At 69.8% G+C, this 24,003-nt stretch carries 21 protein-coding genes and 1 pseudogene; 9 read left to right on the forward strand and 13 right to left on the reverse strand.

Features of this window, described 5'->3' with window-relative positions; all coding sequences use genetic code 11:
- Nucleotides 1–28 precede the first annotated feature (28 nt).
- From trhA to ACZ499_RS24105, 3 genes are read left to right on the forward strand one after another with little or no spacing between them, the layout of a single operon-like run.
- Nucleotides 29–709 carry a PAQR family membrane homeostasis protein TrhA gene (trhA, locus tag ACZ499_RS24095; RefSeq protein WP_468410565.1) on the forward strand — a complete coding sequence of 227 codons (681 nt, stop codon included), beginning with the start codon at nucleotides 29–31 and terminating at the stop codon, nucleotides 707–709.
- A gap of 58 nt (nucleotides 710–767) precedes the next feature.
- A complete protein-coding gene (locus tag ACZ499_RS24100) occupies nucleotides 768–2,321 on the forward strand; it encodes an MFS transporter (protein WP_468677789.1) in 1,554 nt (517 codons plus the stop codon).
- A gap of 10 nt (nucleotides 2,322–2,331) precedes the next feature.
- On the forward strand, nucleotides 2,332–2,970 hold the full coding sequence (locus ACZ499_RS24105; protein ID WP_468677791.1) for a TetR/AcrR family transcriptional regulator: 639 nt from the start codon (nucleotides 2,332–2,334) through the stop codon (nucleotides 2,968–2,970).
- Nucleotides 2,971–3,209: 239 nt separating this feature from the next.
- Here the strand turns inward: ACZ499_RS24105 and ACZ499_RS24110 are convergent, their stop codons facing one another.
- Complete coding sequence (locus ACZ499_RS24110; RefSeq protein WP_468677793.1) at nucleotides 3,210–3,911, reverse strand: hypothetical protein; 702 nt, start codon at nucleotides 3,909–3,911, stop codon at nucleotides 3,210–3,212.
- Between the two features lie 41 nt (nucleotides 3,912–3,952).
- On the reverse strand, nucleotides 3,953–6,325 hold the full coding sequence (locus ACZ499_RS24115) for a glycoside hydrolase domain-containing protein (RefSeq protein ID WP_468677795.1): 2,373 nt from the start codon (nucleotides 6,323–6,325) through the stop codon (nucleotides 3,953–3,955).
- Between the two features lie 299 nt (nucleotides 6,326–6,624).
- On the opposite strand from ACZ499_RS24115, the gene ACZ499_RS24120 reads away from it, so the two are divergent.
- Complete coding sequence (locus tag ACZ499_RS24120; protein ID WP_468677797.1) at nucleotides 6,625–7,014, forward strand: hypothetical protein; 390 nt, start codon at nucleotides 6,625–6,627, stop codon at nucleotides 7,012–7,014.
- 52 nt (nucleotides 7,015–7,066) lie between these two features.
- Here the strand turns inward: ACZ499_RS24120 and ACZ499_RS24125 are convergent, their stop codons facing one another.
- Nucleotides 7,067–9,067, reverse strand: coding sequence for a thioredoxin domain-containing protein (locus ACZ499_RS24125; RefSeq protein WP_468677799.1), 2,001 nt, complete (start codon nucleotides 9,065–9,067; stop codon nucleotides 7,067–7,069).
- 137 nt (nucleotides 9,068–9,204) lie between these two features.
- On the opposite strand from ACZ499_RS24125, the gene ACZ499_RS24130 reads away from it, so the two are divergent.
- Together ACZ499_RS24130 and ACZ499_RS24135 are read left to right on the forward strand one after the other, a co-directional pair.
- Nucleotides 9,205–9,729, forward strand: a complete 525-nt coding sequence (locus tag ACZ499_RS24130; protein WP_468677849.1) for a Uma2 family endonuclease — start codon at nucleotides 9,205–9,207, stop codon at nucleotides 9,727–9,729.
- Between the two features lie 547 nt (nucleotides 9,730–10,276).
- Nucleotides 10,277–13,537, forward strand: a complete 3,261-nt coding sequence (locus tag ACZ499_RS24135) for a tetratricopeptide repeat protein (RefSeq protein ID WP_468677801.1) — start codon at nucleotides 10,277–10,279, stop codon at nucleotides 13,535–13,537.
- A 136-nt stretch (nucleotides 13,538–13,673) separates the two neighbouring features.
- Here ACZ499_RS24135 and ACZ499_RS24140 read toward each other — a convergent pair whose 3' ends face one another.
- Together ACZ499_RS24140 and mca are read right to left on the reverse strand one after the other, a co-directional pair.
- Nucleotides 13,674–13,922, reverse strand: a complete 249-nt coding sequence (locus ACZ499_RS24140; protein ID WP_468677803.1) for a hypothetical protein — start codon at nucleotides 13,920–13,922, stop codon at nucleotides 13,674–13,676.
- Entirely contained in the window at nucleotides 13,915–14,796 is an 882-nt protein-coding gene (mca, locus tag ACZ499_RS24145; protein ID WP_385825830.1) for a mycothiol conjugate amidase Mca, read from the reverse strand. The genes ACZ499_RS24140 and mca overlap by 8 nt, the downstream gene beginning before the upstream one ends.
- 127 nt (nucleotides 14,797–14,923) lie before the next feature.
- Here mca and ACZ499_RS24150 point away from each other — a divergent pair, with 127 nt between their 5' ends.
- Together ACZ499_RS24150 and greA are read left to right on the forward strand one after the other, a co-directional pair.
- The gene (locus ACZ499_RS24150) at nucleotides 14,924–15,325 is read left to right on the forward strand and encodes a DUF4307 domain-containing protein (RefSeq protein ID WP_385547434.1); all 402 of its coding nucleotides are present in this window, start codon (nucleotides 14,924–14,926) and stop codon (nucleotides 15,323–15,325) included.
- A 230-nt stretch (nucleotides 15,326–15,555) separates the two neighbouring features.
- Nucleotides 15,556–16,053 carry a transcription elongation factor GreA gene (gene greA / locus ACZ499_RS24155; RefSeq protein ID WP_385547431.1) on the forward strand — a complete coding sequence of 166 codons (498 nt, stop codon included), beginning with the start codon at nucleotides 15,556–15,558 and terminating at the stop codon, nucleotides 16,051–16,053.
- A 69-nt stretch (nucleotides 16,054–16,122) separates the two neighbouring features.
- Here greA and ACZ499_RS24160 read toward each other — a convergent pair.
- From ACZ499_RS24160 to ilvA, 8 genes and pseudogenes are all read right to left on the reverse strand, one after another.
- Nucleotides 16,123–16,847: pseudogene (locus ACZ499_RS24160) on the reverse strand (ABC transporter permease).
- On the reverse strand, nucleotides 16,844–18,832 hold the full coding sequence (locus ACZ499_RS24165) for a recombinase family protein (RefSeq protein ID WP_468677805.1): 1,989 nt from the start codon (nucleotides 18,830–18,832) through the stop codon (nucleotides 16,844–16,846). Before ACZ499_RS24165 ends, ACZ499_RS24160 begins: the two are co-directional and overlap by 4 nt.
- 197 nt (nucleotides 18,833–19,029) lie before the next feature.
- Nucleotides 19,030–19,551, reverse strand: a complete 522-nt coding sequence (locus ACZ499_RS24170) for a replication initiator (RefSeq protein WP_468677850.1) — start codon at nucleotides 19,549–19,551, stop codon at nucleotides 19,030–19,032.
- Nucleotides 19,552–19,560: 9 nt separating this feature from the next.
- Nucleotides 19,561–19,863, reverse strand: coding sequence for a replication initiator (locus ACZ499_RS24175; RefSeq protein ID WP_468677807.1), 303 nt, complete (start codon nucleotides 19,861–19,863; stop codon nucleotides 19,561–19,563).
- 74 nt (nucleotides 19,864–19,937) lie between these two features.
- Nucleotides 19,938–20,735, reverse strand: a complete 798-nt coding sequence (locus tag ACZ499_RS24180) for an ABC transporter permease (RefSeq protein WP_468410537.1) — start codon at nucleotides 20,733–20,735, stop codon at nucleotides 19,938–19,940.
- Nucleotides 20,732–20,932, reverse strand: coding sequence for a hypothetical protein (locus ACZ499_RS24185; protein ID WP_468677809.1), 201 nt, complete (start codon nucleotides 20,930–20,932; stop codon nucleotides 20,732–20,734). Before ACZ499_RS24185 ends, ACZ499_RS24180 begins: the two co-directional genes overlap by 4 nt.
- Nucleotides 20,929–21,903 (reverse strand): ATP-binding cassette domain-containing protein, encoded by a 975-nt coding sequence (locus ACZ499_RS24190; RefSeq protein WP_468677811.1) that lies wholly within the window; start codon nucleotides 21,901–21,903, stop codon nucleotides 20,929–20,931. The genes ACZ499_RS24185 and ACZ499_RS24190 overlap by 4 nt, the downstream gene beginning before the upstream one ends.
- A 203-nt stretch (nucleotides 21,904–22,106) precedes the next feature.
- Nucleotides 22,107–23,336 (reverse strand): threonine ammonia-lyase, encoded by a 1,230-nt coding sequence (gene ilvA / locus ACZ499_RS24195; protein ID WP_468677813.1) that lies wholly within the window; start codon nucleotides 23,334–23,336, stop codon nucleotides 22,107–22,109.
- Between the two features lie 155 nt (nucleotides 23,337–23,491).
- Between ilvA and ACZ499_RS24200 the strand changes: the two genes are divergently transcribed.
- Nucleotides 23,492–23,995 (forward strand): MarR family winged helix-turn-helix transcriptional regulator, encoded by a 504-nt coding sequence (locus ACZ499_RS24200; RefSeq protein WP_067163473.1) that lies wholly within the window; start codon nucleotides 23,492–23,494, stop codon nucleotides 23,993–23,995.
- Nucleotides 23,996–24,003: the final 8 nt, after the last annotated feature.

Genomic DNA, 24,003 nt, shown 5'->3' on the forward strand with positions numbered 1-24,003 from the left:
ATCCGTAACCTACGGAGGCGTAGGTAGCATGCGGGACATGACTGATCAGGTGACGGCCCCTGCGCCGACCGTGCCCCTGAAGCCCAAACTGCGCGGCTGGCTGCATGCCGGGATGTTCCCGGCGGTGGTCGTCTCGGGCATCGTGCTCACCGCGCTCGCCCACTCGACCCGGGGGCGGATCGCCTGCGGGATCTACGTCCTGACCGCCTGTCTGCTGTTCGGCGTCAGCGCCGTCTACCACCGGGGCGACTGGGGCCCGCGCGGCGAGGCGATCCTGCGCCGGCTCGACCACGCCAACATCTTCCTGATCATCGCGGGCACCTACACCCCGCTCACCCTGCTGCTGCTCCCGGACTCGACCGGCCGGGTGCTGCTCTGGGCGGTATGGGCGGCGGCGCTCGCCGGGATAGCCTTCCGCGTCTTCTGGGTCGGCGCCCCGCGCTGGCTCTACACCCCCTGCTACATAGCGATGGGCTGGGCGGCGGTCTTCTTCCTCCCCGACTTCATGCACACCGGCGGCATCGCGGTGCTCGTCCTGGTCGTCGTCGGCGGACTGCTCTACAGCGCGGGCGGCGTGATCTACGGCATCAAGCGCCCCAACCCCTCGCCGCGCTGGTTCGGCTTCCACGAGGTGTTCCACTCCCTGACGCTGGCGGCGTTCGTCGTCCACTACGTCGGAATCTCCCTGGTCGCCTACCAGCATTCTTGACGCCGACCCTCTTTTGAGAGTTACTGTCACTTGACGGTAACTCTTACGGAGGTGTGCCATGACACAGGTTTCCGGCCCCGATCCACGGCGCTGGTGGGCCCTGGCGGCGATGGTCGCGAGCATGCTGGTGCTCGGCTTCGACATGACCATCCTCAATGTCGCGCTGCCGACGATGGCCCAGCAGCTCGGCGCCACCACCGGCCAGCAGCAGTGGATGGCCGACGCCTACGTCGTGGTCTTCGCCGCCCTGATGCTCCCCGCCGGACTCCTCGGCGACCGCTTCGGCCGCCGCCGGATGCTCATCACGGGCCTCGGGATCTTCCTGGCAGGCTCCCTCGTCGGCGCGCTGACCACCAGCGTCGGGGCGGTCATCGCGGCCCGCGCGGTCATGGGAATAGGAGCCGCGTTCGTCATGCCGCTCGCCCTGGCCGTACTGCCCTCGCTCTTCCCCGCCGAGGAGCGCACCAAGGCCGTCTCGATCGTCACCGCCTCCTCCGCGCTCGGCCTGCCGCTCGGCCCGATCATCGGCGGCTTCCTGCTCAACCACTTCTGGTGGGGCTCGGTCTTCCTGATCAACGTCCCGATGGTCGCGATCGGCATCACCGCCTGCGCCTTCCTGCTCCCGGAGACCAGCGACCCGGCCTCGCCGCGCGTCGACGCCCTCTCCACCGTGCTCACCGCCGCAGGCCTCGGCTCCCTCATCTACGGGATCATCGAGGCGCCGACGCGCGGCTGGAGCGACGCGCTGGTCCTCGCCACCCTCGGCGGCGGCGCGGCACTGATCGCCGCCCTGGTCGTACGGGAGCGGCGCGCGCCGCGTCCGATGCTCGACATGAAGCTGCTCGCCCACCGGCCGTTCCTGCTGAACACGCTGGCGGCCACGCTGGTGATGTTCATCCTCGCCGGGCTGATGTTCGTCCTGCCCCAGTACCTCCAGGCGGTGCTCGGCAACGACGCCTTCGGCACCGGGCTGCGGATGCTTCCCCTGATGGGCGGGCTGACGATCGCGGCCAAGGCCGGGGAGCCGGTGGTGCGGCGGTTCGGGGCGCGGGCCACGATCTGCGCGGGCCTCGTGGTGCTCGCCTTCTCGGCCTTCCTCGGCAGCCGTACGACCGTGGAGAGCGGATACGGGTTCACCGCGCTGTGGCTGACCCTGACCGGGCTCGGCTTCGGCTTCGCGATGGTGCCCGCGATGACGGCCGCGCTCGCCACGCTGCCGCCCGACCGCGCGGGCAGCGGATCCGGACTGCTGATGACCGTACGACAGGTGGGCAGCGCGGTCGGGATCGCGCTCCTCGGCTCGCTGCTCGCCGGGGTGTTCGCGGACAAGCTCGACACGGCCGGGCTGCCCGGGCCCGCGGCGGACCGGGCGGGGGACTCGGTGGTGGCCGCACACCTGGTCGCGGCGCGCCTCGGCGACTCCCGGCTCGCCGCCTCGGCCGACTCCGCGTACGTCCACGGCATGAACACGGTGCTGCTGGTGTGCGGGGTGGCGGCGCTGGTCACCGCACTGCTCGCGGCGGCGCTGCTGCCGGGGCGGGAGGGGCCGGAACCGGCCGCGCGGGAGGTGGCGGGGACGCCCGTTGATGCCGTGGACGTCATGGATGCCTGAGAATGTCGACATGTCCGCCACGCCACGCACCCGGTCCCTCGACTCCCTCGCCGAGGACATGCAGCCGCAGCTCGGGCTGCGCGAACGCAAGAAGCTCAAGACGCGCGTCGCGATCCGGCGCGCGACGTACCGGCTGATCACCGAGCAGGGGTACGACGCGACGACGGTCGAGCAGATCGCCGAGGCGGCGGAGGTGTCCCCGTCGACGGTGTTCCGGTACTTCCCCACCAAGGAGGACATCGTCCTCACGGACGAGTACGACCCGATCATGGTCAGCGAGCTGCGCGCCCGCCCCGCGGACGAGCCGCCCCTGGAGTCCCTGCGCCACGTCATCGACAAGGCGACCCGGCTGGCGCTGGAACACGACCGCGAAGAGACGATTCAGCGGACGACGCTGCTGGTCCGGGTACCGGCGCTGCGGGCCCGGATGATGCAGTCGATGGCGGTCACCAGCCGCCAGCTCTGCGAGGTCCTGGCGCAGCGGACGGGCCGCGGGGAGGGCGAGCTGGAGGTACGGGTGTACTCGATGGCGGTGCTCGGAGCGCTCTACGAGACGACGGTGTACTGGGCGGAACGGGACCACGAGGACGACTTGGTGGAGCTGGTGGGGCGAGCGCTGGATGTGGTGCGGGACGGGTTGCGGCGCTGAGGGACGCGGTGATTCGGCTGCGGGTCGTGGCGGGCCGGTCGCGCCCACGCGGCGGAGCCGCACCATGTCACAGCCCCGCGCCCCCGGGGCCGGGAGGGCCTGAACGTGCCGCGCCCGCATCCCCCAAGGGGCGCGGGGAACTGCGCGACCAGCCCCCACCGGCCCGCAGCCGAATCACCGCGCCGAGCCGGGGCCGGCTCCCTGTACCCGCCGGGGTACGGGGAGCCGGCCCCCACCTCTCACCGCTGGCGGGCCGCCAAGGCCTTCGCGGCCTTCACCCGCCCCGGAGCCAGCGCGTCGATCGTGCCCGCGCCCTCCCCCGGCTGCTCATCCCACCCACGCAGCTTCGCCGCCACGCGGCGCAGCCCCGAGTCGCCGGGGCGGACGTCGATCTGGAAGTGGGACTCCTTGGCGGTCGACTCGTCGCCGCCCCACTTCACCACGCCCTCCAGGTCCGCCAGGATGTCGCGGACGACCACCAGCTCGTGCGGGAAGAACCCGTCCCGCGCCCGCACCGGGTACAGCAGCGGCCGGATCGCGATCGCCGTGCCCGAGAGGTAGTTGCTCTCGTACGGCGCCGCCACCGCCCGCGCGGCGGTGTGGCCGGTGACCTCGGTCGTACCGAGGGTGTGGATCTCGTAGTGGTAGCGGCGCACCACGTGGGTGAGCACGGTCGCCACATCGCCGTCCAGCGCGCCGAAGCGGACGCCGCCGGCGCCCTCGACGCGGTGCGAGGGTGCTGCGGCGACGACGGGCCAGCCGTTGGCGGAGGTGCGTCCGTGCCACTCCTTGGCGGCCGGGGCGGCGGGGACGGCCGGGGCGCCCACGGCCGTACCGGACATCCCGCCGGCCACCAGCGCCGCGCCACCGGCGACGCCGACGCCGGTCACCAGGAAGCGGCGGCGGTCGATGCGCATCGCCTGCGTCATGACATCACTCATGAATCGGTTCCTCATCACTTTCGTACGTACCGGACCCGGACCTACAGGCCCTTGGCGTTGGCTTCCTGCAGGGCGCGGTCGCGCAGCCCGTCGGCGAAGCCCCGGCAGAAGCCGTTGAGGACGTCGTCGGAGAGCTGCTCGGGCAGGGTCGCGTTGGAGCCCGCGATGTCCCGGATGAGCGAGGTGCGCCCGATCGCGATCTTCGGGTTGGCCTGCTGCAGCAGGACCGAGCGGGCCATGGTCACCACGAAGTCGGTGCTGCCGCCGAACCGCTGCTCGAAGTAGTCGCGGAAGCGCGTCAGTGCGCCCGCGTCGCGCTCGCCCTGCCCGTAGTGCTCACGGACGATGTCGACCAGTTGACCGCCGCGCTGCGCACGCCGGGCGATCAGATAGCCGTCCGCGTCCTCGATGAGGTCGTTGAAGCTGAATGTGGAGACCACGCCGATCTTGCCGAACTTGGCCTGGCAGTAGGTGTATCCGGACGGATACGCCTTCACGTCGCGCCGCCACTCCCCGTAGAGCGTGATGAGGTCGCCGGCCCAGCCGGCGATGTCGCCCTCACCGATCTTCCTGATGTCGTCCTCCTGCTGCGGCTTCACGTAGTGGCCGTTGGCGGCCGCCAGCAGGTGCTCGGCACCGACCGTGTAGCCCGTGACCGGGTCCTTGAAGTCCTGGAGGAGGGACGCGCCCCTGCTGTTGGCGAACTTGATGTAGTCCTCGTCCGGCGAACCGATGAGGGCCCACCACTTCAAACCGGCGTACGCCTTCTGCCGCCCGTACTCCATGACCAGCTGGTTCGGGTCGCCCTTGCCGTACTGGAGCGCCAGCGGAAAGAGCGTGGTGATGTACTTGACGAAATCGTCCGCCGGCTGCACCTGCTGGTGCACCGTGTTCTGGCCGGTGTCGCTGCCGCTGCGGTGGACGTCGTTGTCGAGGTCGAACGAGTCGCCGCTGTAGATGAACTTGAACTCCTTGACCTGGTTGAAGGCCCAGTTCGGCGGCAGCGGGAAGCCCAGGTTGCCGGAGAAGCCCCAGGACATGCCGGAGACGAAGGAGTAGCGGGCGTCGGTGTTCTTGCTGACCTGCGTGCAGACGTTCCGCGAGCCGTAGACGCCGTGGACGTACTTCTTCCCCCGGTTCGCCAGACCCGCCTGGACGCCCTGGAAGTACGGCACGATGTTGGAGGCGATCTCGTCGGTGGTCGCGTCGTAGTCGCACGCGAAGTAGATGACCGTGCCCCGGTTGAAGCCGTAGCCGTCCGCACGGGAATGGGCGTTCAGCGCGTGCTCGAAGCCCTGCTCGAAGGTGAAGTCCTGGAGGCGGCGCGCGTTGTCCTGGTAGATCGGGAAGACGCTCAGCCCGGCCGCGAAGATGTCGGCCAGCTCACCGTCCTTGATCTCCTTGTCGAGCGTGCTGCCCGGCGGGTCGAAGAGGTAGCGGCCGACATGGCGGTACCCCGCCTTGTACAGGGCGTCGGCGCGCGGGCGGGTGATCTGGAAGCGGGTGTCGCAGGCCGTGGCGGTCCGGTCCGGGTCGCCGGTCGAGACCAGCAGCTGGGCCCAGGTGCGGTAGTCGCCCCGGCCGTCCCGGGTGTCGAGCTCGGAGAAGCTCTGGAACGCCTTGACCCACTCGGTGAGCTTGGAGTCGAACTTGTCCCGGAACGTGGTGGGTATGCTGCTGTCGCCCTTGGCGTTGGGAATCGGCGAGTTGAACACACACGCCGCCGAGAAGAGCTGGGCCCAGATCCCCGAGTCGCCCTCCTTCACCGTGTGGGCCTTCAGACCCGCCTGCGTGCCGGGGCCGAACGCGCCGGTCGCCTGGTCGTCGGGTATGCCCAGCTCGTACTGGATCGCCTTCATCAGCGACTTCTGCACATCGCGGGAGTACACGCCGTCGGCGGGACCGACGAAGAACGACGAGTGGCTGAAGTAGCGGCCGTTGAGCCACCGCTGGACCGCGCGGACCGTGTCGGTGCCGCCGTTCGGCGACGATACGTAGGCGTCCATGCTGAGCAGCGCCTTGAAGACCTTCGGTGACACGAGGCCGTTGGAGGCGTCGAGGCCGGCGTCGTTCTTGAGCGCCCTGACCGACTTGTCGGTGGCCGCGCCGTACGACCCCGTACCGTCGCCGCCCCAGTAGCCCTTGCAGAACAGGGCGTGCTCGACGATCTTCTTGATGTTGACGTTCTGCTCGTTCGGGCCGATGTCGCCGCGCTTCGCGAGCTCGGACAGCGTGCCCGGACCGAAGCTCGCGACCAGCGGGGCCATGGTGAGTTCGCCCTGCAGCGCCATCGTCAGCGAGAACATCGTCGACCAGCCGGTGCGCCCGTCCTCGGGGCACTTCGCATAGCCGGGAACCATCGAATAAGTGGCGTTGACCCACTTCTGGGCAGCAAGGACCTTCTCGTCCGCCATGTTTCTCTCTCTGGTGAGCGGGGCTCGGGACTCGGGGGTGCATGAATCCTGATGGCGGAATGAGACGTTCCGGTGTGGGCGCACGGTCGGCCGCCGCCCGATTGGGCATCACGGACCGACCGGTCTCCGGAAGCTGGTTCCCCGCATCACCTCGGCGTCGGTTTCCCCCGTCGACTGCCGATGATGCGGTGATCATAACTGACTGATCATCCGGTTACGGCTGTGTGCGACTATCGCCTGACGTGTCGTACGATCTCCCCGCACATGATCATTTGTGTTTGATCGAGGGGGGACAACTCATGGGTATGGGCAAGAAGTTCGCCATGGCCGCCGCCACCGGCGCGCTGGCCGTCGCGGGCGTCGCCGCCACCGGCGGGACCGCGTTCGCGGGCACGGACGGGCAGCAGATCATGATCCACGACGAGACGCACAGGGTCGAGTCGATCAAGATCCAGGGCTTCAACCAGAAGGGCCAGCCGACCACGGCCTGCCTGGCGACGCCGGGTTACGAGACCCGGATGTACGGCTGGTGGTGGCGCGACTCGATGCACTTCAGCAAGTGGACCGACAAGACCTGCGGCCAGAACGGCGGCGCCTGGCTGGGCTCGCAGGACGAGTGGGTCCGGGCGTGGATGCCGCCGAGCGACGGCGACTGGGTGGGCATCGGTATCTTCGCGAACGACAACTGAGTCGCACGGGTTCCCCGCGCCCCGCACGGGCGCGGGGAACCCGCGTGCGCGCTCAGGACAGCGCCTGCGCCAATGCCTCCGTGCTCGTCACCGGCGCCTCGCACGTGAAGTGGCGGCACACGTACGCCGCCGGGCCCCCGTCGACCAGCGGGCGGTTCGCCAGCAGGGGGAACTCCGCGCCGGCCGGGTCGCCCACCGCCACCACCGCGCCCGGGGCGCGGCCCAGCAGTGCGGCGCGGTGGAGTTCGCCTCCGGGCGGGCCCACCACGGCCACTTCGCGGGGGCCGTCGAGGAGGGCCTCGGCCGTCGCCAGGCCCCAGCCGATGTAGCGCGGGGCGCGCGGGCCGAGCGCCTTGACCACGCCCAACGCGCCCTCGGCGGCGGCCCGGTGGGCGGATGAGCCGGTGTGCGCCGCGTACGAGAGCAGCGCTCCGGCGGCCGCCGTCCAGCCCGACGGGGTGGCGCTGTCCGTGGGGTCCTGCGGGCGCCTGATCAGCTGTTCGGCATCGTGCGCGGTGTCGTAGAGCACCCCGCCCCCGCCGGTGAACTGGTCCAGGACGATGTCGAGCAGGAACCCGGCGAACTCCAGCCAGGCCCCCTCCCCCGTCACCCCGGCGAGCGCCAGGAAGCCCTCGGCGACGTCGGCGTAGTCCTCCAACACACCGCCGTTCGGGCCTACTTGGCCGTCCTTCGACGTGCGCGACAGGCGGGCGCGGTCGTCCATGTGGACGCGGACCAGCAGGTCCGCCGCCTCGGTCGCCCGCTCGACCAGGTCGGGGCGGTCGAAGTACGCACCCGTCTCCGCCAGCGCGGCGATCGCCAGGCCGTTCCAGGCGGCGACGACCTTGTCGTCCCGGCCGGGACGCGGCCGGGTCTCACGCGCCGCGAAGAGCCGGTCGCGTACGTCCGCCGCCACCGGGCCGCCATCCGGGGGCAGTTGGAGGACGGAGGCGCCCTCCTCGAAGGTGCCCTCCTCGGTCACCCCGAAGTGCCGCGCGGCGGCCTCGCCGTCCTTCTCGCCCAGCGCCTGGGCCAGCTGTGCGGGCGTCCACACATAGAACGCGCCCTCCACGTGGTGCCCGCTGCCGTCGTCGCTGTCGGCGTCCAGGGCCGAGGCGTAGCCGCCCTCGGCGGTGCGCAGCTCGCGGACCATGAAGTCGGCGGTCTCCAGGGCAACCCGGCGCGCCGACTCCAAGCCGGTGGCCCGCCACAGGTGCGCGTACACCCGGCACAGCAGCGCGTTGTCGTAGAGCATCTTCTCGAAGTGGGGCACCACCCACTCGCGGTCCACCGAGTAGCGGGCGAAGCCGCCGCCCAGCTGGTCGTAGATGCCGCCGCGCGCCATCCGCTCGCAGGTGTCTGCGGCCATCTGGAGCGCGCCCTCGGCGCCCGTACGGGCGTGGTGGCGCAGCAGGAACTCCAGGGTCATCGACGGCGGGAACTTGGGCGCGCCGCCGAAGCCGCCGTGCCGCTCGTCGTAGTCACGGGTCAGCCCGAGCAGCGCGCCCGCCAGCTCCTCCTCGCCGGGCACACCGGCGCCCCCGCCGTACACCAGCTCGCGCTCGGACAGGTCCCGTACGACCTTCGCCGCGACCTCGCCCACCTCCTCGCGCCGGTCCGTCCAGGCAGCCCGCACCCCCTCCAGGACCTGCGGGAACGACGGCATGCCGGGCCGGGGCTCGGGCGGGAAGTAGGTGCCGAAGTAGAACGGTTCGGCGTCCGCCGTCAGGAAGACGGTCATGGGCCAGCCGCCCTGGCCGGTCGCCGCCTGCACCGCCTCCATATAGACGGCGTCGACGTCCGGGCGCTCCTCGCGGTCGACCTTGACGTTGACGAAGTGCTCGTTGAGGTACGCGGCCGTCGTCTCGTCCTCGAACGACTCATGGGCCATCACATGGCACCAGTGGCACGCCGAGTAGCCGACTGATAGCAGAACGGGTACATCACGCCGCCGCGCTTCCTCGAAAGCCTCCGGCGTCCAGGGCCACCAGTCGACCGGATTGTCAGCGTGCTGAAGCAGATAAGGCGAGGTCACACCAGCCAACCGGTTCATACGACCCAGCCTCTCACAATGCCCGGCCCCGTCGGCGAGGCCCGCACGGGCTCTGCCTCGCTTGGCCGAGCTGCACCTGTGCGATGAGGCGGCTGTAGCGGCGGCGGGCATCCCGGACGAGGTTCCGTTCCCAGCAGATCAGCGCGGAGCAGTACGACTCCTGGTCCGAGGAGCAGTGTGCCGGCATTGAGATCGTGGACGGGATGGTGGTCGTGCGCCCGAGCGCGTCCAAGCGGCACAACCGGCTGGCCCGGATCCTGGCCAACGCCCTGGACGCCGTCGCAAGCCCGGACTGGAACGCCGACACGGACTTCGACGTCCGCCTGCAGGACGTTCCACTCACCAACCGCCGTCCGGACGTCGTCGTCTACCGGGCGGAGACCATCGACCTCACGCCCACCCGCCCTGAACACGTACTCCTGGTCGTCGAGGTCGTGTCGCCCGGCTCGGAAACCACCGACCGGATCGTGAAGGTGGACCAGTACGCCAAGGCCGGCATCCCCTTCTACTGGCGGGTCGAACAGGCCGCCACCGGTGTCCCGATCATCTACACCTACGTCCTCGACCCCGCCACCAAGGCCTACCGGGACGGCGAGACGTTCACCGGTGTGATCAAGGCTGCCGCGCCCCTCTCCGTCACTGTCGACCTGGGAGCCATCTGACAGCGCTGGAAGATCGTTTCCTCATGATTGCGCACGGGAAAAGCGGGAATTCCGTGGTCCTAGGCGGAAATGAGCAGGCTCCACGCGCACCTGGCAGACCCGAACCACGATATGCGTCCTTCCGACGCAGCACGCCACCACGGCGTTCACGGCATCGCGGAATACCTCGCAGCCGGGCCGAAGCTGCCCGCCGAGACCCTACTGGCGTTGTCTACGTGTTGTCCTCACTGCCGGGGATACCTCACGTCTGCGAGCCGAGAGCCCCGAGCAGGCTCTGATGCGGCGACCGAGATCCAGTTCGGTGCAGCGGGAATGCTGGTTGTCACAGATACCGCAGAAGCCTGGCGGCCGTTCGGCTGCCTCGTGGACGGAGCAGATACGGGGACGCCTCATGGGCCGGGCGGTTCGGCATGGGCCCATCGTCCCCCACGGGCGAGATGATCCGCCGACTCCCTCGCGCCGACGCGCGGCACGCAGGACACTTGACACCAACGGCACACTCGACCAGGACTCATGTCGCACCGGACGCTCTCGGAGGGGGACGCACATGCGGGACGGCCATCGGGCGGAGGCCGAGCGGCTGTTGGTACGCGCGGTCGAGGAGGAGGTGCGGCGCTCCGGCGGCCGGGCCGACGCCAACGCGCTGCTGACACGCGGCCGGGCGGCACTCGACGCGCTGGCGGCGAGCGCCGAGGAGGAGTACGAGGCGTACACGCGGGCGTTGGACGAGGCGGCGGCCGGGCAGCCGTCGCTCGGCGCCCGGTTCGCCGGCGAGAAGGCGGGCACGGCGTTCCTGGTGACCGGGGTCGCGGCGGTCGCCGCCGTCGTCGCGGACGCGGCGCTCGGGACCGGCGCGGGGCCCGCGATGGGCGCCGGGGCGGCCGTGGCCGTCGCCGGGGCCGCGACCACCGTCGTGCGGGTGACCGCGGCGCACTGGCCGGCCGCCCACCGGCGCGCGGGCGAGCTCGGCCGTCCGGGCGGCGCCGAGCAGCTGCGCCTGCAGTGGCTTACGGCCCTGGACGTACGGGGCATCCGCCCGTTCCTGGACCAGCAGCGCATGACGGCCCCGGCGGCCCGCACCGGCAAGAAGACCAGCACGTCGGTGCCGACCCAGCTGCGCGGCACGGACAAGAGCGCGGCGGCCCGGCGCCGCTCGGTCCTTGAGCAGTCCTTCGGCCATCTGCCCGAGCCGCAGGGGCCGTTCGCGGGGCGGCGCGCGGAGATCACCCGGATCGCCCAGTGGGTGCACTCGGCGCGCGCCGCGACCGAGACCCGCCCCACGGTCGTGGTGCTGCACGGTCCGGCGGGCGTGGGCCGCACGACCCTTGCCGTACGGGCCGCGCACCAGCTGCGGGACCAGTTCCGGGGCGCGTGCCTGGTGGATCTGCGGGGCGGCGCCCAGACGCCGCTGCCCACCCGGGACGCTCTGCTGCACCTGCTGAACCGGCTGGGCGCACCCCGCGAGCAACTGCTGTTCCGAGATGGGGTCTCCCCTGCTCGAGAGGAGTCGAGAGCTCGGGGAAGGTCGTCGGCCGACCAGCAGGTGCGCCGGCTCGCCGAGCTCTACCACCAGCATCTGACGGGCATTCCGGTCACGGTGGTCCTGGACGACGCCTATGACGCCGAGCAGGTGCGCACGCTGGCGCCCGAGCGGTCCGACAGCCTGGTCCTGGTGACGGCCGCGCGCCCGCTGGAGCTGCCCGACGACTTCCCGGCGTGGGTGCACCAGCTGGCGGTGGAGCCGCTGGACGAGGCGGGCGCGGAGGAGCTGCTGCGCGAGTCGGCGGAGGAGGACGTCAAGGAACCGTATGCCTTCAAAGACACAGAAGCCGCCGCGCTCGTACGGGAGTTGTGCGGCGGGTTGCCGCTGGCCCTGCGGATCGCGGGCTCCTCACTGGGGCCCCGGGACGCGCGGGCGCTCGCCGCGGACCTCGGGGCGTACGGGCCGGTGGCGCCCGTCGAGCGGGCCCTGTGGCTGCGCTACACCGACCAGTCCGAGCAGTCGCGCAGACTGCTGCGGCGCCTGGCGCTCGCCGGGCGGGCCTCGCTGGGCGCGGCGGCCGCGGCGGCGCTGCTCGCCACCGGCGAGGCGGAGGCGGGCCGGCTCCTCGCGGATCTGGCACGGGCGGGCCTGATCGACCAGGTCCGCGCCGACCGCTACCGCCTGCACGACACCGTACGGACCTTCGCGCGGGCCCGGCTCCTGGACGAGGAGGAGGCCGCCGAGCGCACGGCCGCGCAGGAGCGGCTGATCCAGAACTACGCGGACCTCGCCGACGCGGTGATCCGTATGGTCGACGGCAAACTCTCCACCCGCGCCGGGCAGTTCGGCGGCCACGGCTTCGCCTCGCTCGACGCGGCCCTGCGCTGGCTCGACGACGAGTCGAGCTTCATCACGGCCGCGCTGCGCGACGCGGAGGACGTGAACCAGCAGGCGGTGCTCAATCTGCTGGGCGCGCTGTGCGACTACTGCCTGCTGCGCGGCGACCTCTACCGCCTGGGCGAGATCAGCGAGCTGTCGCAGGCCGTCGACCAGGGACTTCTTGAGCGTTCCGTACGGTGGCGCACCGGTATCGCGGCCCGCCAGCTGGGCGAGCTCGACACCGCCCGCACCACGCTGACCTCGGTGGTCGGCCTCTACCGGGAGGCGCAGAACGACGCGGGCGCGGCGCTCGCGCTCGCCTCGCTCGGCATCACCCTGCACCACCAGGGCAACCTCACCGAGGCGGCGGCCCGGCTGCGCGAGGCGATCGAGCTCCAGTCCTCGCCCGAACAGGACGAGGACCGGGCGTGGTCGCTGCACGCGCTGGCGGCGGTCGAGCGCGACCGGGCCAACCTGGCGGGCGCGCTGACCCTGCTGGACACGGCGCTCGCCCTGCACCGCGAGGGCGAGTCGCTGCACGGCGAGGCCTGGACCCACTTCCAGCTCGGCCAGGTGTGTCTGCGGATGGGTGATGTGCCGCGCGCGGACGAGGAGTTGCGCACCGCGCTCGATCTGTACGGCCGCACCCGTGACGGCCGCGGCGAGGCCTGGGCGCTGACCCAGCTGGCCCGCGCCCGGCTGGTGGACGGCGACCCGAACCCGGCCGTCGACGGGCTGCGCCAGGCCCTGTCCCGCCACCGGGAGCAGGAGGACGCGCGCGGCGAGGCGTGGACGCTGTACTACCTGGGCCAGGCCCTGGAGGAGCGCGGCGACCGCGACCAGGCGGTCCGCGAGCTGGAGCGGGCCCGCTCGATGTTCTCGCGGATGCGTGATGTGTACGGCCTGGCCTGCGCCCGCCACCACTCCGGGCGGGTCACCCGCGACCAGCGCGCCGCCCAGACCGGCAACCTGCGCAACTCCGGCTTCGCCCGCCAGCTCCTGGTCGACGCCCGCGCCGACTTCCACCGCATCGGGGTCGCCCACGGCGAGGGCTGGACCTGTCTGGAGCTGGCCCTGATCGACGCGGGCAACAACCGTGCGCCCCAGGCGCTGCGGCTGTGCGACGAGGCGGTCGAGCTGTTCGACTCGTACGGGGACCGCAGGGGCGGCGACTGGGCCCGCTTCCTGCGCTGCACCCTGCTGCCGTACGCCTCGGCGGGCGGCTCGGAGATCGGGGTCGCGGTGGCCCAGGAGGAGCTGTCCCAGCTGATCCGGGCCCACCACGCCACCCGCGACAGCAAGCTGGAGGACTGCGCGGAGGCGTACGCGCTGATGCTGGAGCGCGGGGTGGAGCTGGAGGACGGCTGGCAGGCCTGGCAGCTGGGCATGGTCCCGACCCGGCACTCCCGGGAGGTCATGGGGGTGCCGGTGGGGGCGGGACGGTAGCCCTTCTGGGGCCGGGCTCCCCGGAGCCGGGCCCCACCCCCTGGGGGCGCGGGGCTGTGACATATGCGGCTCCGCCACGTGGGCGCGACCAGCCCCCACCGGCCCGCGGTCAATCACCGCACCCCCGGCGGGGCGCCTACGCCCTTTTCGGATCGCCCTCGCCGGAGGCGGCCGCAGCCGGGGCCGCCTGTCCCGGCTCGGGGCCCTCCTCGAAGTCGACCTTGCCCATGTGGCGGTTCATCGACTTCATCAGCAGCCACACGCCCACGGCCAGCGCCGCGAAGACGATGAAGCCGAGGACGCCGGGCGTCACCTTGTCGTTGTCGATGTCCTTGGCCAGCGGGACCAAGTGCGTCAGTGCCAGGCTTGCGCTCATATCAGGCATTCTCGCGTACGCCCGCGAAGAGGTCGTCCTCGGGGAGGGAAGTGTCCACGAGCGACTTCGCCAGCTCGTACTCCTCCGTCGGCCAGACCTCCCGCTGGATGTCCATCGGGACCCGGAACCAGCCGCCGTCGGGGTCGATCTGGGTGGCGTGCGCGATCAGCGCCTTGTCGCGGATCTCGAAGAAGTCCGCGCACGGAACGTGCGTGGTCAGCGTGCGCTCGACGCGCTCGAACTCCTTCCAGCGCTCCAGCCACTCCCCGTACGGGGACTCCATGCCCCGGTCGAGCAGCGCGTGGTGCAGCGCCAGGGTGCGCGGCTTGTTGAAGCCCTGGTTGTAGTACAGCTTCCGCGGCTGGTACGCCGGGCCGTACTCGGACTCCGGGAACTTCTCGGTGTCGCCCGCCCCGTCGAACGCCACCATGGAGATCTTGTGGGTCATGATGTGGTCGGGGTGCGGGTAGCCACCGTTCTCGTCGTACGTGGTGATCACCTGCGGACGGAAGGCGCGGATCTTGCGGACCAGTTCGCCCGCCGCCTTGTCCACGTCCTCCAGGGCGAAGCAGCCGTCGGGCAGCGGCGGCAGCGGGTCGCCCTCCGGCAGACCCGAGTCGACGAAGCCCAGCCACTCCTGCTTGACGCCGAGGATCTCGCGGGCCTCGTCCATCTCCTTCTTGCGTACCTCGTGGATGTGCTCCTCGATGTACTTGTCGCCCTGGAGCTTCGGATTGAGGATGGAGCCGCGCTCGCCTCCGGTGCAGGTCACGACCAGCACGTCCACCCCCTCGGACACATACTTCGCCATGGTGGCCGCGCCCTTGCTCGACTCGTCGTCGGGGTGGGCGTGCACGGCCATCAGTCGCAGCTGCTCAGTCAAGACAAGATCCTCAGTGATTCGGCGCCCTGGGTGTTGCCCTCTGTGATCCGGCGCGATGGGCGGCTTCTATAGTGACCGAATCGGGGGGCGGAAAATTCCTGGCACCCCCAGCAGCAGGAGGACGACCATGGCCGCGGCAAGCCAACCGCTTCCCGAGGGGCGCTACGGGCGCACCGCGGACCAGCGCGCCGACCGCAAGCTCAAGATCATCGGCTCGGTCCTCGGCGTCGCCCTGCTCGGTGTGGTCGGCTGGATCGGCTACGACTACGTGGGCGGCCAGTCCGTGTCGGCCGAGGTCATCAAGTTCAAGGTGGTCTCCGCCAAGGCCGTCCAGGTCCACCTGGAAGTGCGCAAGGACAAGGGCGAGACCGGTGTCTGCACCCTGCGCGCCCTGGAGACCGGCGGCGACGAGGTGGGCCGCAAGGACGTCCGCTTCGAACAGAAGCAGGGCCGCATCGACGAGCTGATCACCGTCCAGACCACCTCGCGGGCGACCGCCGTCGACCTCGTCGGCTGCAAGTCGGTCTGACCGGTCCTGTGCCGCGCGGCCCGGACCGGTCCTGTGCCGCGCGCCCGGCTGCCCCGCCGGTCGATTCCGCCGCCTTGTCCGCGCTGACCTGCGCCGACGATTTCCCTGCGGTTTTCGTCCTCCCCCTTCGCGCCCTGAATTGTTAGGCTCGTGGTTTCGCCCGCCCGAGAAGGCACATCCTTCTGGGTAGGGCGATGCGCTTGTATTCCCAGTACCGACGAGGAGCACCTGTGACCCAGACCAGCGACAACGTCACCTGGCTGACCCAGGAGGCGTACAACCAGCTCAGGGCCGAGCTGGAGTATCTGTCTGGTCCCGCGCGCACGGAGATCGCCGTAAAGATCGCGGCGGCCCGTGAGGAGGGTGACCTCCGGGAGAACGGCGGGTACCACGCGGCCAAGGAGGAGCAGGGCAAGATGGAGCTCCGGGTCCGCCAGCTGACCCAGCTCCTTGAGCACGCCAAGGTCGGCGAGGCGCCCGCCGCGGACGGCGTGGTCGCCCCCGGCATGCTCGTCACGATCGCCTTCGACGGCGACGAGGACGACACCCTGGAGTTCCTGCTCGCCTCGCGTGAGTACGCGTCCACCGAGATCGAGACGTACTCGCCGCAGTCCCCGCTCGGCTCCGGTGTGAACGGCAAGAAGATCGGCGAGGACGCCGAGTACGAACTGCCGAACGGCAGGAAGTCCTCGGTGAGGATCCTCGCGGCCACGCCGTACACGGGCTGAGCCCGCTCCGTACGTACCCGAAGCCCCCGGCCGCCCTTTCCAGGGCCGCCGGGGGCTTCGCCGTGTGCGTCAGGCCGTCGCCGAGCGGTACTTGCGCACCGCCAGGGTCCGGAACCCCACGATGATCAGCAGCGACCAGAGCAGCGAGGCGATCACCGGGTGCTGCATCGGCCAGGCCTCGGACGGCACCACGCCCGGGTTCCCGAAGAGGTCCCGGCAGGCCTGGACGGTGGCGCTGAACGGGTTCCACTCGGCGACGTGCCGCAGCCACGGCGTCATCCCGGACGTGGCGACGAACGCGTTGGACACGAACGTCACCGGGAAGAGCCAGATCAGCCCGCCGGAGGTGGCCGCCTCCGGTGTACGGACCGTGAGGCCGATCAGGGCGCCGATCCAGGAGAACGCGTACCCGAGCAGGAGCAGCAGCGCGAACGCGCCGAGCGCCTTCGGGATGCCGTGGTGGACGCGCCAGCCGACCAGCAGGCCGACGGCGGCGAGCACCACAAGGGTCAGGGCCGTCTGCACCAGGTCGGCCAGCGTGCGGCCGGTGAGGACCGCGCCGCGGGCCATCGGCAGCGACCGGAACCGGTCGATGAGCCCCTTGTGCATGTCGTCCGCGATGCCCGCGCCGGCGCCGGCCGTGGCGAAGGTGACGGTCTGGGCGAAGATGCCCGCCATCAGGAACTCGCGGTACTGCGCCGGGTCGGTGCTGCCGGCGATGTGACCGAGCCGCCGAAGACGTAACTGAACAGCACCACGAACATGATCGGCTGGATCAGCCCGAAGATGATCATCTCGGGGAAGGCTGTGCGTGGGTGTCGCTCTGGTTGCAGTAGTCCCTGTCACCCTCGGTCTCCGGCGCCAGCACCGCAAACTTCGGATCAACGCTGCCCGAGACCTCCATGGGCGGCAGGACCATGAGCGGCGGCACAGGAACCCCGCCACAGCCCTCCAGAACCTCCATGGCAACCTGCCAGGCACCCGACGTGCGCCAGGATTCCGCGCGCCGCCTCACTGCGCTCCAGGAGTTCCCGGAGACCTCCACCTCATTCCACCGGGCAGCGGTCCGCAGCTTCCACAAGATCGCTTCGAAGATCTCCCGCTTGGGCGTCCAGTTCTGGCGAGAGCCGGGAAGCACAGCGTCAGCGATCTCCCACTCCTCATCGCTGACTTTGAGAGGCACCAGCGTGCCCGTCTCCCTGTGCCACTCCGTGAGCGGATCAGCAATCCCCTTCCGGCGCGACCGACCTTCTCCTACCACCTGCACGCGGATGTCCAGCAGATCAAGCAGGTCCCGGCGTTGCGCAGGAGTGAAGGAGTCCACCTCGGTCGCCTGCTCCTCCACAAGGAGGATGATCTCGTCCGCTCGCTGCTGCTGATCTTCGGCTTCTTGGAGCCAACGAGCCACACGGTCACGCTCGGCGGTCAGTTCGTCTTGCTTCGCCTGAAGCGCTTGTTTCACCTCTCGAATCGTCTCCTCGTCGATCTCGCCTCCGGCACCCTCACCCAATTCGTCCCCGAAGAGCTGGGTGAGCTTTTGGAGGAGCTGGCCTCTACGGGTGGCCTTCTTCTTCTCGATCTGCGCGTCCAACTCCGCGAGACGCTGTCGATACGTCTCAGCTCGTGCCGGGATCGCCCCCAACCACCTGGCAGCGAGCGCCCTGAACTTCTCCGCATTCGAGAGCAGAGCCTCGATCTCAGCCCAGACGGCCTTTTCAACATCGGGTGCGGGCAGTTCCGTGCACTCGCACTTCAGCCCCAGCCTCTTTCCCATACACCGGTAGTAGGCGACGGGAGACTCGGCGGACTTTCCACCTGTGTAGTGGCCACCGCACAGCGCATGCAGACGACCGGTGAACAGGTAGTTATGGAGGTTCTCCTTCTTGTAGGACCGCCTATTGAGGGCCTTCCGAAGAGCTTCCACCCGCTTCGGATCGCTGATCGGCCGAGGAACCTCGATCCGAAAGACCTCGAAGGTCTCCTCTTCGTCGTCTTCGGTGGTGCGCTGGATACGGAACTCCACGTAGCCGTCAAGTGCAGTGGAGTTGAGGCGCTTGGCAAGGTTCGCGCCGGTCCACGGAAGGCCCTTTCGAGTGCGAGAGCCAAGGTTGTTCAGGTGATTGGCAGCGTCATCCCGCGAGTAGCCGAGGTCCACGATCAGACTCGCGGCGATGCTGATCACGTGCACCTCGTCCTCACAGAGGACCGGGACCGCTCTGCCTCCCTTACCGCTGAGTGTCACACCGTACGGGGGCTGCCCGAGGGGCCACCCACCAGCGGCCAACTTCTGATCCCGGCCGCCCATGGTTCGCTCAAGGATCAGTGTGTGTTCCAGCTCCGCCATGTACGACAGCAGGCTGAGCATGATGCCGAACAGTTCGTCGTCACTGTCCAGACGGCCATCCGCCGTCGCAACCCTGATCTTGTGATGCTTGGTCGCGTTGAACACCCACAGGTGGATGTCCTCCATGGTCCGCCCGATGCGGTCCAGCTTGCCGAAGACAACGAGGTCGATCAGACCTTTTTCCATTGCTTCGGTCATCTCGTCGAGGTCGGGTCGCGAGTCCTTCTTGCCGGACTCTCCCCCGTCGACATAGACCTTATGGATGTTGTACTTGCCAGGGCCTAGCTTGTAGTTCAGCCACGCCTTGCACTGTTTCTCCTGAGCGTCGAGCCCGTACCCCTCGATCTGCTTCGCGGTCGATACGCGAAGGTAGACGGCTACTCGGATCACGCCCCGGGCGGTCCGGCGCCCGCGCATGACGGTACCCTTCCCCATGTCAGTCCCTCCGTGACTGGCAGGCCGGTCTATGACTGGCCTGGTCCCAGAGGGCGGCAACCCTCTGGGACCGCCATGTGATGTCCCATCAGGATAGCCACCCTACCTGTTACTCGACAGATGACTTCCGGCAACTCCTGCCATTCTTCGGTTTGTTGAATGCGCGACCGAACAATAGGTTTGCTAGGCGCTGCTCTTCATCGTCGCCCCACTCGACAGCACGCCAACGGGCGACGACTTCCCCAGGCTGCGACTCCCTCCGTTTCTTCGGACACGTCATCCACCCCACCTCGGTTCGTCCACTGCTTCGCGGGCGACTCGCGGTTCTGCGATTGATCGTTTGCGATTCCCTCAGCAATTTGAGCAGCACCGGGGGTGTAGCCGAATCCGACATAGCGCCAGCTGGCATTTTCCATCGCGCCTTCTCCCAACTGCACTTCATTTCCTAGCTGTGCAGCGCGGTCGGCGCGTAGGGCTGGGTAGGTGGTGGAGTAGGCGCGGGATTTGGTGAGGATGTGGCCCCGGTATCCGAGGGTGTGGGTCCAGGCGCGCAGGTGCAGCGGCTCGTACTCAGACAGGTCGCCGAGGCGCCAGCAGATGCGCATCAGGGTGCGGACATGTGCGGTCACCGGTGCTGCTTCGATGTCGGCGCTGGTCAGGAGGCGATGGTCGACGCCGGCGCCGGTTTCGCTCGCTCCTTTGGTGACGTACTTGCCGATGTAACGCGGCTACCGCGTCGTCGTCCGGGCCGGTGCCGTCGCTCCGGATGAGGCGAACGTCGAGCTGGGTTCCCCAGCGGAGGGCGAGTTGGCCGACTGCGGGGCTGTAGGGCGTGTGGACCAGGACGTGTTGCATGGCAGCGATTCGTCGGCGGGTCCGGCCGGGCCGTCGAGGCGGACGACGGCATGGACGTGGGCCGCCGCGCGCTTTTGGTACTCGGCTACCCGGGCGAAGGACAGCCGGGCTGATGAGGATCGCGAGGGCGTGCCGCTAAGACTCACGGTGTCGTTCCTCTGCGAGGCCTGCGGCATGAAACAAGCCCCCGCTCAGCGGGGGCTTGTTGACCTATGGTCTCAGCGAGCGACGACGAGACGAAGCATCATCATCAGTCTGCCCGGCGGTACTTGCGGACCGCGAGCGTGCGGAAGACCACCAGAATCAGCACCGACCACATCACCGAGGCAACGACTGGGTGCTGCATGGGCCAGGCGTCCGGGGTCTTGAAACCGGACGGCAGGTTACCGAACAGCTCCCTGGCCGCCTGGACCGTGGTGCTGAACGGGTTCCACTCCGCGATGTACCGGAAGAACGTCGGCAGATTGTTGGAGTCCACGAAGGCGTTCGAGATGAACGTCAACGGGAAGAGCCAAATCAGCCCACCGGACGTGGCCGCCTCGGGCGTACGTACCGTGAGGCCGATCAAGGCTCCGATCCAGGAGAATGCGTAGCCCAGCAGGAGCAACAGGCCGAAGCCTGCGAGGACCTTGCCGAAGTTCTCGTGGGTGCGCCAGCCGATCAGCAGCGCAACCGCAGCCAGCACCACCAGGGTCAGTGCGGTCTGCGCCAGGTCGGCGAGGGTCCGGCCGGTTAGCACCGCGCCACGGGCCATCGGGAGCGAGCGGAAGCGGTCGATGAGCCCCTTGTGCATGTCGTCCGCGATACCGGCACCGGCGCCCGCAGTCGCGAAGGTGACAGTCTGCGCGAAGATGCCTGCCATCAGGAACTCGCGGTAGTCCGCCTGTGAGAGCGAACCACCGACTCGGATGGACCCGCCGAAAACGTAGGTGAACAGCACCACGAACATGATCGGCTGGATGAGCCCGAAGATAAGCATCTCGGGAATCCGGCGCATCCGAATCATGTTCCGTCGCGCGAGGACCAGGGAATCACTCACAGCGCTCACGGTGTCTGCTCCTTCCGGTCATCGGACCGCCGAGCGGCCGAGATGGAACCTAGCCGAGACGAGCGAACAGGATTCGGGATGCGCATCATCCGGATCAGATTGCGCTTGGCCACGACCAGCGAGTCGTTGACCGACTGGACTATGCCGCCGCGCGGCTGCGGGGCTGTGAGGTGCGGGGTTTCGACGACGGCGGTCACTTGGAGCCCTCCTTCTCGTCCTCGTCCTTCTGCTCGGCCACATGGCCGGTGAGGGAGATGAAGACGTCGTCGAGGGTCGGGCGGCGCAGCCCGATGTCGTCGATCTCCACTCCGCGGTTGTCGAGCTCGCGGATGACCTCGGCGAGCAGCTTGGCGCCGCCGGTGACGGGCACGGTGAGCTTGCGGGTGTGCTCGACGACGGCGACGTCGCCCTTGCCGAACCCGGCGAGCACCGCGCGGGCGGGCTCGATCTCCTCGTGCTGGTGCACCACGACCTCGACGCGTTCGCCGCCGGTGCGGGCCTTGAGCTGGTCGGCGGTGCCGCGCTCGATCACCCGGCCTTGGTCGACCACGCAGATGTCGTGCGCGAGGTGGTCGGCCTCCTCCAGATACTGCGTGGTGAGCAGCAGGGTGGTGCCGCCCGCGACGAGCTCCTGGATGACCTCCCACAGCTGCTGGCGGTTGCGCGGGTCGAGGCCGGTCGTCGGCTCGTCCATGAACATCACCGGCGGCGACACGACCAGGGCCGCGGCCAGGTCGAGCCGTCGGCGCATACCGCCGGAGTACGTCTTGGCGGGGCGGTCGGCCGCGTCGGCGAGGTTGAACCTGTCGAGCAGCTCGCCCGCCCTGGCCTTCGCCTGCTTGGCCTTCATCTGGTAGAGCCGGCCGACCATTTGTAGGTTCTCGCGGCCGGTCAGATACTCGTCGACCGCCGCGAACTGACCGGACAGACCGATCGCGCGGCGCACCTCGTTGGGATGCTTGAGCACGTCGATGCCCGCGACCGTGGCCCGGCCGCTGTCGGGCTGGAGCAGGGTGGTCAGGACGCGCACGGTGGTGGTCTTGCCGGCGCCGTTGGGGCCGAGCAGGCCCAGGACCGTGCCCTCGGGGACATCGAGGTCCACGCCGTCCAGAGCCTTTACGTCGCCGAACGTCTTCACCAGGCCTTCGGCATAGATGGCGCCTGGCATGTCGGGTACCCCCAGAGTTGGGTGTCGCGGGTGTCGTTTCGTACACGAATCCTGGATTCGGCCGGGCATGTGATGCCCGGTGGAGCTGTCGCGCGGAGCACAGGCTAACGCGATGTATCGCGTTTCCTCAAGGGGTGCGACGACTTCGGTGCGAGCGGCGGAAACGGCCCGGCCGACCGGCCGGGGACCACCCGGCCACCCGGTCAGGAGATGACCTGGTACCCCTCTTCCCGCAGCGCCGCCCCGACCTCCAGGCAGTGCTCCGGCCCCTTCGTCTCCAGATGCAACTCCACCTCCACTTCGGTGAGTCCGAGCCGCGGATCGGTCCGTACATGGCTCACGTCGAGGACGTTGGCGTCGACCACCGACAACGACCTGAGAAGCGCCGCGAGCGCCCCCGGCCGGTCCGGCAGGCGCAGCCGCAGGCTCAGATAGCGCCCGGCCGCCGCCATCCCGTGCCGCAGGATCCGCTGGAGCAGCACCGGGTCCACGTTGCCGCCCGACAGCACCGCCACCACCGGCCCCCGGAACGCCCCGGGATCGCTCAGGAGCGCCGCCACCGGGCTCGCCCCGGCGGGCTCCACGACCAGCTTGGCCCGCTCCATGCAGAGCAGCAGCGCGCTCGACAGATCGTCCTCGGAGACCGTGCGGATCCCGTCCACCAACTCCTTGATCAGCGCGAACGGCACGTCCCCGGGCCGCCCCACCTTGATCCCGTCGGCCATCGTCGGCGCCGGGTCGATCGCGACGGGGTGCCCGGCGGCCAGCGAGGGCGGATACGAGGCCGCGGCCGCCGCCTGCACGCCGATGACCTTCACATCGGGGCGGACCGCCTTCACCGCGACCGCGATGCCCGCCGCCAGGCCCCCGCCGCCGACCCCGACGAGGATCGTGCGCACCTCCGGGCACTGCTCCAGGATCTCCAGGCCGACCGTGCCCTGGCCCGCGATGATGTCCGGGTGGTCGAAGGGGTGGATGAAGACCGCGCCCGTCTCGCGCGCGTACGCCTCGGCGGCCGCCAGCGTCTCGTCGACGACCGTGCCGTGCAGGATGACCTCGGCCCCGTACTCCCGGGTCGCGGCGACCTTCGGCAGCGGCGCGCCGACCGGCATGAACACCGTGGAGCGCACGCCCAGGAGCGAGGACGCCAGCGCCACGCCCTGCGCGTGGTTGCCCGCGCTGGCGGCCACCACCCCGGCCGCCTTCTCCTCGGGGCGCAGCCCGGCGATCCGTACGTAGGCGCCCCTGAGCTTGAAGGACCCGGTGCGCTGGAGGTTCTCGCACTTGAGGTGGACCGGGGCGCCGACCAGCTGCGACAGATGCCGGGACCCTTCCATCGCGGTCATCCTGGCGACCCCCGAGAGCATCTTCTGCGCGCCGCGGACGTCATCGAGGATCAGGGGACGAAAGGGGTCAGGCGTACTGAAGCTCATGACCGCAAGTCTCGCAGCTCATGGGCTTGGCGGCCGCTCCGCGCCGGATCCTCCCGGCAGTTGTCCACAGCTTTGCGCAGGGCCGGTACGCGTACCGGTCGGGCCGCGTACTCTGTCCCCCACCACCCCGACCGCCGCACGAGAGAGCCCCGGCCATGCCCACTACTCAGGACATGACTTCCCATCTCGACCCAGGTCTCCTCGATGCCCTCCAGCACCAGGTGGCCATCTTCGCGCGCCGCGCGGAGCAGACCCGTCTCGGCGGCGTCGGCCAGGTCCGCAACTCGATGGACCGCGCGGCGTATCTGCTGCTCAACAGGCTCGACCAGGAAGGCCCGATGGGCGTCAAGGCGCTCGCCGCCGGCATGGGCATCGACTCGTCGACCGTCACCCGCCAGGTCGCCCCGCTCGTCGACACGGGCCTGGTGAAACGGACCTCGCACCCGGAGGACGGCCGCGCGGTCGTGCTCCAGCTGTCCCCGCGCGGCCAGGCCCGCCTCGAAGAGGTGCGCTCCTCGCGCCGCGAGCTCATGGCGCAGGTGACCGACGGCTGGAGCGAGGAGGAACGCGAGTCCTTCTGCACCCTCCTGACCCGCTTCAACTCCGCTCTTTCGGCACGGCAGTCGGCCGCCCAGGACCCGGCGGCGCCGACCTCTTGACCTGCCGC

The organism is Streptomyces sp. NPDC031265, from assembly GCF_055570295.1.